Annotated in this window: 10 protein-coding genes; 1 reads left to right on the top strand and 9 read right to left on the bottom strand. The window is 38.5% G+C overall.

All coding sequences use genetic code 11. The features are described from left to right. Positions 1-33: 33 nt before the first annotated feature. The 5 genes from mnmG to R3E32_19165 all read right to left on the bottom strand — a co-directional run bounded on the left by mnmG (position 34) and on the right by R3E32_19165 (position 8,419). Positions 34-1,893 carry a tRNA uridine-5-carboxymethylaminomethyl(34) synthesis enzyme MnmG gene (mnmG, locus tag R3E32_19145; GenBank protein ID MEZ4886853.1) on the bottom strand — a complete coding sequence of 620 codons (1,860 nt, stop codon included), beginning with the start codon at positions 1,891-1,893 and terminating at the stop codon, positions 34-36. 316 nt (positions 1,894-2,209) lie between these two features. Further along, positions 2,210-4,840 carry an AAA family ATPase gene (locus R3E32_19150; protein MEZ4886854.1) on the bottom strand — a complete coding sequence of 877 codons (2,631 nt, stop codon included), beginning with the start codon at positions 4,838-4,840 and terminating at the stop codon, positions 2,210-2,212. 407 nt (positions 4,841-5,247) lie between these two features. Further along, positions 5,248-5,973 (bottom strand): lytic transglycosylase domain-containing protein, encoded by a 726-nt coding sequence (locus tag R3E32_19155; protein ID MEZ4886855.1) that lies wholly within the window; start codon positions 5,971-5,973, stop codon positions 5,248-5,250. A gap of 375 nt (positions 5,974-6,348) precedes the next feature. After that, positions 6,349-7,626 carry an MFS transporter gene (locus tag R3E32_19160; GenBank protein MEZ4886856.1) on the bottom strand — a complete coding sequence of 426 codons (1,278 nt, stop codon included), beginning with the start codon at positions 7,624-7,626 and terminating at the stop codon, positions 6,349-6,351. A 118-nt stretch (positions 7,627-7,744) separates the two neighbouring features. Further along, positions 7,745-8,419 carry a rhomboid family intramembrane serine protease gene (locus R3E32_19165; protein ID MEZ4886857.1) on the bottom strand — a complete coding sequence of 225 codons (675 nt, stop codon included), beginning with the start codon at positions 8,417-8,419 and terminating at the stop codon, positions 7,745-7,747. A gap of 241 nt (positions 8,420-8,660) precedes the next feature. On the opposite strand from R3E32_19165, the gene R3E32_19170 reads away from it, so the two are divergent. Continuing rightward, positions 8,661-10,142, top strand: coding sequence for a glutamate synthase subunit beta (locus tag R3E32_19170; protein MEZ4886858.1), 1,482 nt, complete (start codon positions 8,661-8,663; stop codon positions 10,140-10,142). On the opposite strand, the gene R3E32_19175 is transcribed toward R3E32_19170, so the two are convergent. From R3E32_19175 to ssb (R3E32_19190), 4 genes are all read right to left on the bottom strand, one after another. After that, positions 10,139-10,774 (bottom strand): hypothetical protein, encoded by a 636-nt coding sequence (locus tag R3E32_19175; protein MEZ4886859.1) that lies wholly within the window; start codon positions 10,772-10,774, stop codon positions 10,139-10,141. The genes R3E32_19170 and R3E32_19175 overlap by 4 nt on opposite strands. A 48-nt stretch (positions 10,775-10,822) precedes the next feature. Continuing rightward, on the bottom strand, positions 10,823-12,250 hold the full coding sequence (gene gldE / locus R3E32_19180; GenBank protein ID MEZ4886860.1) for a gliding motility-associated protein GldE: 1,428 nt from the start codon (positions 12,248-12,250) through the stop codon (positions 10,823-10,825). A 400-nt stretch (positions 12,251-12,650) separates the two neighbouring features. Continuing rightward, positions 12,651-13,130, bottom strand: coding sequence for a single-stranded DNA-binding protein (gene ssb / locus R3E32_19185; protein MEZ4886861.1), 480 nt, complete (start codon positions 13,128-13,130; stop codon positions 12,651-12,653). An 84-nt stretch (positions 13,131-13,214) separates the two neighbouring features. Continuing rightward, a complete protein-coding gene (gene ssb, locus R3E32_19190) occupies positions 13,215-13,631 on the bottom strand; it encodes a single-stranded DNA-binding protein (protein ID MEZ4886862.1) in 417 nt (138 codons plus the stop codon). Positions 13,632-13,730 lie beyond the last annotated feature (99 nt).

The following is a 13,730-nucleotide window of genomic DNA, read 5'->3' on the forward strand; positions in this document are numbered from 1 at the left end:
ACTATTCACCAATTACTGATCCACTAATCACTACTATCTCCCCAAATGCACCATCAACACCGATACATCAGAGGGTGAAACACCACTGATTCTGCTTGCTTGACCTAATGTGACAGGTTTGATGCTACCCAATTTTTCCCTTGCTTCCGAGGATAGCCCTTTTAGCTGCTCATAATCAAAAGAAGGGTTCAGTTTGATGTGTTCCAAACGGTTCATTTTTTCAGCAGTTTCCTGTTCTTTTTGGATGTAGTGGTCGTATTTTGCGCCAATTTCGACCTGCTCAATGGCTTCTGCCGAGTAATTTGCCATAAATTCACCAATCTTTGGCACTTGCGAAAGGGTTGCGATATCAATTTGTGGGCGGAGCAGAAGGTTGAAAACCTTCATTTTTTGACGTAGGGGAGGCGTACCCTTTGCCTCCAAAATACTATCTATTTCTTCTGGCGAAACGCTGAGATTCTCCAAGAAATACTTGATTTCTGCAGCACCGTTTTTCTTTGCTTCCATCCTATCGTATCTTTCTTTACTCGCCAAACCTATCTCATGACCAATGCCTGTAAGTCGCAAATCGGCATTGTCTTGTCTAAGTAAAATGCGGTATTCTGCACGAGAAGTAAACATTCGATAGGGTTCTTCTGTCCCTTTGTTGATGAGGTCATCAATCAATACGCCAATGTAGGCATCTGAACGCTTCAAAATCACTTCCTCCTCTCCTTTTGCTTTTCGGTGTGCGTTGATTCCTGCCATCAAACCTTGACAAGCGGCTTCCTCATAGCCTGTAGTTCCGTTGATTTGTCCTGCAAAAAATAGATTCTCGACCAACTTTGTTTCCAGAGTATGCTGCAACTGTATGGGTGGAAAGTAATCGTATTCGATGGCATATCCTGGTCGAAACATTTTGGCGTTTTCAAAACCAGGAATTAGCTTCATTGCCTTCATTTGCACATCTTCTGGTAATGATGTAGAAAAACCATTGAGGTAAATCTCTACGGTGTCCCAACCTTCTGGCTCTACAAACAATTGATGCCTGTCACGCTCCGAAAAACGATTGATTTTGTCTTCAATTGAAGGACAATAGCGAGGTCCTACTCCTTTGATGCGCCCTGCAAACATGGGTGAGCGACTAAAACCTGTCTTCAATAAATCGTGAACATCAGAGTTCGTATAGGCAATCCAACAGTTTCTTTGTTTTGTTGGTAAGGGTGTATCGGTAAACGAAAATCGAGACGGAGGGTTATCTCCTTCTTGCACTTCCATCTTACTATAGTCAATACTTCTGCCATCTATTCTTGGTGGCGTTCCTGTTTTCATTCTTCCTGCCTCAAAACCCAACTCTACGAGTTGTGCAGTGATACCTGTCGCAGCTTTTTCGCCCGCTCTTCCACCGCCAAACCGCTTCTCTCCTATGTGAATGAGTCCATTTAGGAATGTGCCATTCGTCAAAACAACCGATTTGCCTGCTATCTCTATACCTAAACTTGTTTTTACCCCACAAACACGTCCATCTTTTACAATTAAACCCACAACCATTTCTTGCCAAAAATCCAAATTAGGTGTTTGCTCCAATTGCAGTCGCCACTCGGCGGCGAACAACATTCGGTCATTTTGTGTGCGAGGACTCCACATTGCAGGGCCTTTGGACTTGTTCAACATTCTGAATTGAATCATCGTTTTATCTGTCACAATCCCAGAATATCCTCCCATTGCGTCAATCTCCCGTACTATCTGTCCTTTTGCCACGCCACCCATTGCAGGATTACAAGACATCTGCCCGATTGTCTGCATATTCATTGTGACCAACAGCGTTTTTGAACCCAAATTTGCTGCTGCGGCTGCTGCTTCACAACCTGCATGACCACCTCCCACTACTATTACATCGTATTCTGCAAACATTTTTTTATGCTTTATTAAGAGTCAAAACAAGATGTTCTGACTGTTCGTTTTATTTTTTTGAAAAACCATGAAATAAATCTTTCGACGTATTCCTCTCATCCACAAAAATAACAATTCTATCTGTACTGTTCTTTAGAAAATATGTTCCCCGTAGAACATATTATTGTTGGAGCTTCAAAGGAGAACTATAAATGTTCCCCGTAGAACAATTATGGAAGAACAAGAACTTTCTCTATAAATGAAAAATGGGAGAACAGCAAACAAAAAATTGCAGCTACTCTCCCATCTCTTTTTGAAGTTTGTTTAGACTAAGCCTTTACGATGTTGTGCTGCCTGTTCGAGTAAATCCCAAACGTTTTCTTCCACCACTTACTGCTTTTCTCTCGTCAAACATTTCGACATCCATCAAAATGATATTTTTTAGCATTTCATCTGTTCGTTCTTCTTTTGGCATTGCAGCCAATCTTAGATTTTGATTTTTGATAATTTCGTCAATCGTTTTCACTACTGTTCGACCATTGCCAAAGAATGAATCTTTGGTGGCTTGCAAGTAGCCCAAATATCTACGAAGGTGTGTTTTTGCATCTTCTTCGATGGTATAACCTTCTTTCTCGATTTTTCTGACTGCAATTTCAAGGAGCGATTTCACAGAGAAATCTTCAAAGACCAACAATCTATCAAAACGGGATTTGAATCCAGGATTTGATTCCAAGAAAGATTTCATAGGGTCAGGATATCCTGCCACTACTACAGCAAATTGTCCTTTTTGATCTTCCATTCGTTTGATTAAAGTTTCGATGGCTTCTTTACCAAAATCTGTTTGTCCACGTTGTGTGAGTGCGTAAGCTTCATCAATGAACAAAACACCACCGATTGCAGCATCAATTTTTTCAGAAGTTTTCAATGCCGTTTGTCCAACATAACCTGCTACCAAACTATGCCGATCACATTCTACGAGATGTCCTCTTTCTAAAACACCCAAAGCTTTGAATATACCAGACAAGATTCGGGCAACTGTTGTTTTACCTGTTCCTGGGTTTCCTGTGAATACAGAGTGTAGCGAAAATTTGTTGAGCACGTCCTTCCCTATCTCTCTATAAAAACGAACCAACTGTACCAACTCCGAAATTTCTTTTTTCACTTCTGCCAATCCTACCAAAGCATTCAATTCTTCCAAAGATTCTGCAAGCAGTTCTTCATTGATTGGAATATCTGGCAGTGTCTTTTCTTTTTGTTTGAATATTTTTTCAAAATCCTCTACTATCAAAGTTGACAAATCTTCTTTTGACAAACTCTTTGGACTTTCCTGCTTCATCACCCTCAATCCCAAATTGATTTTGGCTTCGCTAATGAGTGAATTAACATAGCGTGCATTTCCAAAAAATCGGTCTCTGGTTCGATATGCTTCTACAATCTTGCTGTATAAAAATGCTTTTGATTGAGGTGTTAATAAAATGTTTCGTTTGTTTGCAGCATACTCGGCAATGTCTGCCAACTCTTGAGGAATGTAATCAGGGAATTCAAACCATTGTGTAAAACGAGATTTCAAGCCTGGATTAGCATCCATAAATGTTCTCATCTCACTAGGATAACCTGCAACAATAATGGATAAATCTCCCGTTCCATCGGACATTTCTTTTACAAGAATTTCTATGACTTCTCTACCGAAATCTTTGAGATCGTCTTTTGCACGAGCCAAACTGTATGCTTCATCAATAAACAAAATTCCGCCTCTTGCATTTTTGATAGCTTCCTTTACTTTTGGCGCAGTTTGTCCGATATACTCACCTACCAAGTCCGCACGATCCACTTCATGGACATGACCTTTGGATAGCAAGCCCATGTGTTTGTAAATTCGACCCAACATATTTGCTACCGTTGTTTTACCTGTACCTGGGTTTCCTGTAAAAACTGCATGAAGGTTTATTTTTTGAGCATCCTCAAAACCTTTCTCTATTCTGATTTTGACAAACTTTAGATACTCCGCATATTCTTTGATGCGTTGTTTCACCGTTTGAAGCCCAATCAAGGCTTCCAAGTCAGACATTACTTCTTCAAAAGTTTGCGGTTGTTCTTGTTCTTTAGGAATCAACTTTGCACCAGTGCTGGGGATCAATGCCTCAGACATACCTTCTTCAAAAGCATCTGAAACCTCAAAGGGTAAAATAGCTACCAAATGATCCATGAAAATGATTTCAAGGGTATAATTATCGTGAAACCATGTGCCTTTGTCATTTGAACCCCATCCTGACGTGATGGTATAGGTTTTGTCCGTAGGTTTGATATGAAATACTTCAACGGTTTCTCCCTTCAATTGATGGGCATCGTTGTAAAATTTGAAGAAGACCTCACAGTTCCATGCCTTTTCTACTACCAAGTTTTGCATGGCAAATTCTACAAAAACATAACGAGCATTTTTTCCGTCAAATCCTTTATAATATGTTCTACTATTTATAGGAATATTATTATCAGGGCCTTCATAAAGCTTTATAGATTCAATAGAAAAATATGGGTTATTATCTTCGGTAACGACTCCTACATCTTCTACCCAAAACTTTTGACTTGCAATTAGCTTCCCTTCGATATAGGCTTCCCAAAGATAAGTGCCTTTCTTCCAGTACAAGCCAGTTTTTTTATTGCCCCATCCTTCACGGATATACACAATATTAGATTCCTTACTCACCTCTTTCACCGAAGTAAGTTTACAAAGTTCTTGCTTCTTCGTTCCTCGAAGCGCAAAGGCTTTCAGCGTAACCTCCATTTTCCAATCTTCCTGATCGAATAATTTATTGTAGAATGAAAATTCTGCATAAATATACGATGCTTCTGACCGATCAAATACACGACGGTATTTCTTCTGTTCATTGGCAAGCCACTCCGAAGAACCATATATTTTGAGGTCTCTAAATTTATAGGCGATAAATGAGGTATCTTTTTTCTCTGACATAATGTACAAGTTACTTATTTGTGTCGCTATTCTTAAACGGCAAACAACAAGCCAAGTTGTGAATTACTAAGAATTAAAAAATTCAATGTGTGATGTCTTTGACATTCATTTACTATTAATGCCAATATTGATTTTTTAGTTTCCATTCAAGGTTAAAAACAGCTAAAACATCAAAAATACTAAAAATTACCCAACCCTGCTTGTAAATGAACTGTTAAATAAAAACGAAAAAGGCATCTTGCAATTTTTAAAGTGCAGATGCCTTCAGATTTTGATTAAAACAAACTATTGCAGTGATTAGCAATGAGTGACCCACATGTAGCTTTTCAAAAAAAAGAACAATGAAAGGACTCTAATTACTTTGACTTTTTTCTAAAATGGAACTTTCTTGTTTTTTGACTTTGAAATTAGCGACCGATTCCTCCCCAAAAACTTTTGTTTGCTTTCTCTTCTCCACCCAATGAAGCCATGTAGGCCGTAGGATAAATTCGTTTTACGAACTTGTCAATATCTTGAACAGTCACCCGACCGTCTTTGTCCTCATCCAGTCCCGAATTCATTTTGTACGCAGCCGAAGGTTGCTCATACAAGCTAAAGCAATATTCCTCTTCCAAAGCACGAGGATACAAAATAGCAAGGTACAAATCGGTCAAACTTTCGTATTGTCGGTGCAATTTTCGTTTGGCATCCAAGTATTTGTACACAAAATCCAACTGCTCTATGTGATTCATATTCCGTAGTTTTTCTACCGTAATGTTAAAATCCTTTGCAGTAGCAGGCATCCATTGAATCAAACCTGTTGCGCCACTGCCTTTGTGATTTGATACAGACGCATCAAACCGAGATTCAGCGTGCATGACAGCCATCAACCATTCAGGAGCAATTTTTAAATCATCACAAACCTGCCTTACTTTTTCTTCAAAAGCATTTGAGTTGTAAACATATTTTTCGGCTTGATCCAATAGATACAAAGACGGTTCTGCAATCGCTTCAGCTACAGCAGTAGGGGCTTTGTTCGAGACATTCATCAAACGATAGGTGAAGATGTTACTCAACACGATAAACAAAAGTAAAAAGCCAAAAGATTTGACATTGAGTTGGACATTTTGATTCCATTTTAGAAGTTGTTTCATCTTATTAAAATTTTGAAGGTTAGCAAAGGAAAGTCACATCTAAACTTGCTTGACAACAAATTTAGTATTTTGCTAAGAAATTAGCAAATCTTTTGCCAACTTTTAATTTTTAATAACACATCTTTAGAAAAAATTTCTTCAAAACTATAAAAATATAATGCCAACAACTTTATGATTTTCAAAATTTTAACCAAAAAAATAAAGCATTCTTATTTCAAGAATAAGATACTAAAATAATTAGTTTTTTTTAAAAAAAATCACTTCAACAGAAATAATAACAACCGTTAACATCAAAGAGCCAAGTACTTTCTGCTACTGCAAAAAATACTTGGCCCTTTGTTATATAAATAGAAGATACACTTCAACGGTCTTCCATTAATGATTTGCACTCATCACTACTTTTTCCTTATTTCTAGTATAAAAATACAACCCTCCAAAAGCAACTGTCAGTAAAACAGGTATCCAGACCATGGCAGACAAAATTTCGGGGCCCGCCAATACTTGCGCCTGAGCAAATTGATTTGCCATTTCTGTTCCTTGTTCTGCACTTTGGTAAGTAGATAAATCGGCGCCAGCAGGTAAATGTGAAGACAAATTGCTGTCATACATGCGCCCCATGATTGGGAAAAAGATAGAATTGGCAAACATCCCTGCTCCACCTATTAATGAAAGCCCAATTGCTCCTGTTCTAGGAATGTATTCTGCTACGAAACCAATCATTGTAGGCCAAAAGTAAGTTACTCCTACTGCAAAAACGCCTGCTGCCACAAACAACATATTTCCTGAAAGAGTGCTAAGTAGATACAACCCTATTGCAGCCAAAATAGAGGAAATCAACAACACTCCAGCAGGCGACATTCTATGCACCACAGGACCAGCCATTCCTCGACCAACAGCCATGATACCACTGATAAAGACGAGCAATAACAAGGAATTATCTGTGACGTTGGCCAATAATACACCAATCCATTGATTCGTTCCCAACTCTGTAACCGCCGTTCCGAACATACAAATCACCATAAAAATAAATAATGGATTCAACAATGCTTGATACATTTCGCCCGTACTCACACCTTTCGCCACTCGTTCGGTAACAGGAAATGCCTGTCCAAAAAATAGAACTCCATACATTGCAGCAGGAATCAACATCGTTGCCATTTGCACTTGCCAACCAACTCCGGCATTCCCCAAAAAGTAAGCGACCAATCCTCCAATGACCAAACCACCAGGAAACCATATATGAAAATGATTGAGTTTGGTCGTTTTATTATCAGGATACATACTGGCAATCAATGGATTACAAACAGCTTCAACCAAACCATTTGCGATACCGATGAGTAGAGTTGAAAAGAAAAGCGACCAAAATCCTCCTGCCAAAATTGTCATTACAATACCGATAACATGGCTAAAAAATGCAGCATACATTAGTTTTCTCATTCCTATCAAATCCACGAGTGCGCCTCCAATAATTACCGCCAATGGAAAACCCCAAAAGGCTGTTCCTGCAATCCAGCCCAGTTCTTCTGTATTCAGCCCAAAATCAATTCCAAGTTGTCCCAACATTCCCGCACGAATGGCAAAAGTCATTGACGTAACGACCAATGCAAGGCAACTGGCTACAAAAAGTTTGTTTGTGTTTACTGTTTGTCCCATAGTATTTGTTTGTTTATTTTTTTGATTATCAGTAATATCTGACAGAAGATTTTGAAGAAAAAGAAAGGTTTTGAAGTAATGGTATCACAAGTTAAGGAAAAACTATTTTTGATGAAATTTAATCATATATCGCCAGTTCTTTTTTAATAGTAGTTGCTCTAAAAAAAAATCCTGCAACTACGCCAAATGCAAAACCGCCAACATGTGCCCACCAAGCGACCGTTTCTGCTTCCTCCAACAACGGATCCAAAGACCCCATGCCACTAAGGATCTGTTGTACAATCCAAAATCCTAAGAAGAAAATGGCTGCAATACGAATGGAAGTAATGAAAAACACCAATACCTTGATGCGAGAATAGGGAAACATCACAATGTAAGCACCTAATACTGCAGATATAGCTCCGCTGGCACCAATCATTGGAGCACCACTATTGGCATTGAAGTAAATATGGCCAAAAACAGCTGCAATACCACCTAAAACATAGAAAATCAAAAACTTAAAATTCCCGATACTTGCTTCAATGTTGTCTGCAAAAACCCATAAAAAAAGCATATTCCCAATCAAGTGCATCCATCCACCATGCAAAAACATGGAAGTCAGAAGCGTAAATTCATCTTGCCCGTTCAAAACTTCTATTGGGCGTGCGCCGTATTCCAACACAAACGCATCTAATTCTGGGATCGGCAAAGTAAGTTGATACAAAAAAATAAGCACATTCACTGCAATAAATGAATAACTGAACAGTGGTGTATATCCACCCTTTACTTGGTCGTCACCAATTGGAAAAATCATAGCGGTAGTATAATGTTGTTGGCTAAAAATATTTCAGAGCAATTTACAAAAATTATGAATAGCTGTATGATTGTAAGTGGAGAGAATTGTAAAATTGAAGGAAGCAAACGTGTTCTCTTCATACAGTTATAGAGGCATCTCATTATTTCATTTTAAATTTTTCTTGATTATTCGGTTTTATTTTATCATTTTTGCAATAATTTGTGCTTTTAATTTAAAAATTCGCAAAAAAGACAAGTAGATGGGCAAGCCAACAGGTTTTTTAGAATTCAATAGAGAACTACCTAATTCACGCAATCCGAAGGAAAGAATCAAAGACTATAAAGAAATTTATGAGCCTTTTAGTGAAGAAAAGACCACTGAACAGGCTGCAAGGTGCATGGATTGTGGTGTTCCTTTTTGTCACAATGGCTGTCCTCTCGGCAACATCATTCCCGAATTCAACGATGCAGTGTATCAAAACGACTGGGCTTATGCTTTTGAGATTTTGAGCAGCACCAACAATTTTCCTGAGTTTACGGGTCGAATCTGCCCTGCTCCATGCGAAGCTTCCTGCGTTTTGGGAATCAATGCCCCTCCTGTCACCATCGAACATATCGAAAAATCAATTGCTGAACATGCTTTTGAGAATGACCTTGTAAAACCCAATCCTCCAACTACTCGAACAGGTAAAAAGGTAGCGGTAGTAGGTTCTGGTCCAGCAGGACTTGCGGCTGCAGCTCAACTAAACAAAGCGGGGCATTGGGTGACGGTTTTTGAACGTGCGGATAGAATTGGAGGTTTGTTGCGCTATGGTATTCCTGACTTCAAATTAGAGAAACGAGTGATAGACCGCAGATTGAAGGTAATGGAGGCAGAAGGTATTGTATTCAAAACGAATACAAATGTGGGTGTAAATGTGACAGCCAAAGACTTGATGAAAGAATATAATGCGGTAGTGCTTTGTGGTGGTTCGACCATACCAAGAGATTTACCCATTCCAGGAAGTGAATTGAAGGGGGTTCATTTTGCAATGGATTTTTTGACCCAGCAAAATCAAAGGGTTGCAGGTGATAAAACCTTTGAAGTACCCGAAATTTGGGCAACCGATAAAAATGTGGTGGTCATTGGTGGGGGAGATACAGGCTCGGACTGTGTGGGAACTTCAAACCGCCATGGAGCTAAGAGCATTACCCAAATCGAACTTTTATCGAAACCTCCTGTCAATCGAGAACAAGAGGATATGTGGCCCAATTGGCCAATGACCTTGCGAACTTCTTCTTCGCATGAGGAAGGGGCTGAACGTCAATGGGCAATTGTGACGAAAGAATTTATTGGAGATGACCAAGGCAATTTGAAGGCATTGAAGTTGGCGAAAATACAGTGGGAAGTTCCTAAAGATAGTGGCCGTCCAAGTTTCAAAGAAATAGAAGGTTCTGAACAAGTTATACCATGTGAATTGGCATTGTTGGCAATTGGTTTTGTGCATCCACAATTTGAAGGAATGTTGGAAGAACTAAGCGTAGAGTTGGATGGTCGTAGGAATGTGAATGCTCCAGAAAGTGGTGATAACCGCTATCAAACGAATATTCCCAAAGTGTTTGCAGCAGGAGATATGCGCCGTGGTCAATCGTTGGTGGTTTGGGCAATTTCGGAAGGGCGTGAGGCGGCAAAGGCAGTGGATGTGTTCTTGATGGGGAGTTCTAAATTGGAGGGTAAAGAGGATTCGTTTTTGGAGGTTTAGTGCTTGTTTATGTTTATACTACGATGCCAATGCCGATAAAACCAATGTGACAAATAGGAAATAAATAGCAAATAAAAAGTGTTGAATAGGACTTGTACGACTGCAAAGTAAAGCCAATTTTTTGGTGTAAAAAAGCCACAGGGTATATATGCATTCAGGGGAAACAAAACAGTATAACTGTTCCAAAACAATAAGAAAAGGTCGTAAAAAAATGAATCAGGACTGAATTGTATGAGCCAACCATCTTCTTCAAAATACACAAAACTACCTAAGATTCCAATTGTTGCAGCGGTTAATTGAATTCCTGAAAGTATATACAATTCATACTTTCTTGAGTCTTTGAGTTTCAAAATAATGGTATAGACAGTCCCAAAAATTACTGCAATTAAGGTGCTTTTGTGGAGAAAATAAAGGATAGAGGAGTTGATATAACCTAAATGGAGGCAATCTACAGGATAGTCATTGATAAACAGCAAAAAGGCAATTCCAATCGTTATAAAAATCACTTTTCTACGCTGCAAATTATTTAGTCCTATAAATGGTAGAAACCCCACTGCAATGAAGATAGGCATCAAATAGGTCAAACTTCCTGAACACAACTCATACCACAATGACAATGTATTATCTTCCATTTTTACATTTCCGTTAATATAGAAAATGGACGGCAAAAGCAGAATCCTTTACTGCGCTGAAATCCCCCTATGAATCGTCACCTTTACCTTTTCAATCACATTATCCTGTGTAGAAAGCACTGTAAAAGAGAAATTTTTGTAGTTCACCTTCTCACCTTCTTGGATAAAACGCCCTTCTAGTTCCAACAACAACCCCCCCAAAGAATCGAAATCACCTTCTACCCCTTCAAAAATGCTGGCCTCAATTCGCATGATTTTGCAAGCATCGTGCAGCATAATCTTGCCTTCAAAAATATAGTTGTTACGGTCTATCTTTTCCGTATAAATTCGCTGGTCTTTTTTCTTGGCCATTGTAGCCGTTTCATCTTCAATTTCTCCCAAAATCTCTTCAATAATATCTTCCAATGTCACCAAGCCCGAAGTACCGCCATATTCATCCACGATAATGGCAAGATGGATTTGTTTACTTTGCATCTCTTTGAGGAGTTTGTAAATCTTCTTGTTTTCAGGAACGAAAAAAGGTTTGTGCATCAGTTGATGCCATTCAAAATCTGCTGTTTGGTGGGTGTGAGCAAGTAAATCTTTGACGTATAAAATTCCCTTTATTTGGTCCAGATGTTCTTCATAAATAGGAACACGTGAATAATTTTTTTCTTTAACATCCACTAATAATTCATCGAAGGGTGTATCAAATTCCATTGCAAACACTTCCATTCGGTTGTGCATAATTTTACTCACTTCAATGTCTCCAAACTTCACAATTCCCTTCAGCATTTGATAATCCTTCTCCGTCACTTGTGCGCCTGCTACAATATCAATCATATCATTGATTTCCTGCATATCCACATTCTTAGATGTTTTTTCATCTAACTTCCGCTCCAAAAAACTGGTGGAAACAATGAGTGAGCGACTGATAGGGGCAAGTGTCCACCGAAGCAGTGAAAGCGGATAAGCTGTCATCATCGCCATACGTAGATTGTGACGTTGTGCATACACTTTAGGCATCACCTCTCCAAAAAGCACTAAAATAAAAGTAACTCCAATGACATTGATGAGTACTTCTGGGTCGAGGTTCATTTTAAAAAGACCTATGTCTAGCAAAATATGGGAGGAATCTGTAAAATTGAAAATACTACGGGTCACAAAAAAAGTGACAATCACAATTCCAATATTAAATAAATTATTGGCGATTAATATCGTTGCCAATAAATACCGAGGTTGTCCAAGCAGTTGAAGAATCTGAGATCCTACTTTACTTTTACCATTCTTTAAATCTTTCTTTTGATTGGGGGTAATGGAAAAAAAGGCTACTTCGGAACCAGACACCAAAGCGGAACCCAAAATAAGTATCAAAATGATAAGGATGCCTAACATGATACTCCACCAGTCAAGGTCAGTATTGATAATGGAAGCTAAGGGAACATTCGTTAAAAGACTCGAGTAATAATCGCCTCCCCCGTCAGGATTAATTTCCAAAACTATGTGATTTTATGAAAAAATGCTATTGAAGTGATTGCTCCAATATTTTTATTTACTCAAAAATTGTATTAGGTAAATTTAGGTCATTTACATTTGTTTTGCAAATCTTTCTTTTGGTGAAAAATCAATGGCAAACAGAAAAAGCGAGTTCCTTGTATAGAAACTCGCTTTGGATTTAGCAAATATACTGTATTTTTTATTTATAGTACGATAAAATTAAATAAATACAGGCTTATCTTTTTTACAAAAACTTCTTAAAGAAAGTTTTGGAATGCCAATCACTCCTTCCTCACCAAGTAATAATCAAAAACCAATCCCTCGATTTAAAATTCCGAACCGCCTGATGAATAAGTATTTTTTTCATTTTTATTCCTCACTAAATCTACTAATCACCGTACTAAAAGGGTAAATCATCGTCCACTTCGTCAGCAGGCGGCGGTGGGGGCGTATTGTCCACAGCAGGTGTATTGCTAACATTTGTGCTACTAAAGTTATTACTACTGCCTTCTTTCGTAATCACTGCAGATTGATCAGGACGGCTACCAACCAAAACTATTTTGCCAGATTTATCCCGCACTTCTATTTCAGTTCGATACTTTTTCACACCACTGCTATCCTCCCAAGAACGGGTACGAATGATTCCCTCCAAATACAATTTGGAGCCTTTGTGCAAATATTTTTCGGCAACCTCTGCCAGTTTACCATACACACTCACATTGTGCCATTCGGTTTCTTCAATCCATTGCCCCTCTTTGTTTTTGTAGCCATCCGTAGTTGCCATCGAAAAAGATGCCTTTAAAGTACCACTACTAAAACGATATATTTCAGGAGTTTTCCCTAAGTTTCCCAGTAAAGTTACTTTATTTAAACTTGCCATATTTGTAAAATTTATTGTTTTTAAGCTGTGCGGTATTCACTCCGCAAAAATATCCTATCCAACTTCAATGAAAATCCAAAGCTATTAAAATGGGAAATCTTCACTTTCTTCTATTTCCGCATTAGCAGCCTCACCTTCCATATTTCCTCTTCCGCTTCCTTTACTATCCAACATCACCAAACCACTAAAATCTCGAACCTCTACTTCTGTAATGTATTTTTTAGTACCCGTCTGGGCATCGTCCCATGAGCGGGTTTTCAGCTTTCCCTCAATATATACTTGACTTCCTTTTTTCAAGAATTTCTCGGCCCTCTCCGCCAGTTTATACCACATCACGATGTTGTGCCATTCGGTTTCTTTCATCTGTTGTCCATCAGCCGTTGAATAATTAAACGAGGTGGCTACAGAAAACTTAGCTTTGACGGCACCACTTTCAAAACGCTGCATTTCGGGATCTTGGCCCAAATGACCAATTAATTGTATTCTGTTCAAACTTGACATATTTATTTGTATTAGATGATTTTTGTTAACGATAGGTGGTACAAATGTGTTCTTTTAAACACTTAAATATAACACAATGTGTTTGTGTTTTAAAAGATT

Source organism: Chitinophagales bacterium (genome assembly GCA_041392475.1).
GTDB lineage: Bacteria > Bacteroidota > Bacteroidia > Chitinophagales > UBA2359 > JAUHXA01.

What these genes read in the sequence shown, in the direction of transcription:
- R3E32_19165 (MEZ4886857.1), bottom strand. Translation starts at nt 8,419, where the DNA reads ATGATTTTTCCAATTGGTGACGACCAAGTAAAGGGTGGATATACACCA.
- R3E32_19175 (MEZ4886859.1), bottom strand. Translation starts at nt 10,774, where the DNA reads ATGGAAGATAATACATTGTCATTGTGGTATGAGTTGTGTTCAGGAAGT.
- R3E32_19155 (MEZ4886855.1), bottom strand. Translation starts at nt 5,973, where the DNA reads ATGAAACAACTTCTAAAATGGAATCAAAATGTCCAACTCAATGTCAAA.
- ssb (MEZ4886862.1), bottom strand. Translation starts at nt 13,631, where the DNA reads ATGTCAAGTTTGAACAGAATACAATTAATTGGTCATTTGGGCCAAGAT.
- R3E32_19150 (MEZ4886854.1), bottom strand. Translation starts at nt 4,840, where the DNA reads ATGTCAGAGAAAAAAGATACCTCATTTATCGCCTATAAATTTAGAGAC.
- ssb (MEZ4886861.1), bottom strand. Translation starts at nt 13,130, where the DNA reads ATGGCAAGTTTAAATAAAGTAACTTTACTGGGAAACTTAGGGAAAACT.
- R3E32_19170 (MEZ4886858.1), top strand. Translation starts at nt 8,661, where the DNA reads ATGGGCAAGCCAACAGGTTTTTTAGAATTCAATAGAGAACTACCTAAT.
- mnmG (MEZ4886853.1), bottom strand. Translation starts at nt 1,893, where the DNA reads ATGTTTGCAGAATACGATGTAATAGTAGTGGGAGGTGGTCATGCAGGT.
- R3E32_19160 (MEZ4886856.1), bottom strand. Translation starts at nt 7,626, where the DNA reads ATGGGACAAACAGTAAACACAAACAAACTTTTTGTAGCCAGTTGCCTT.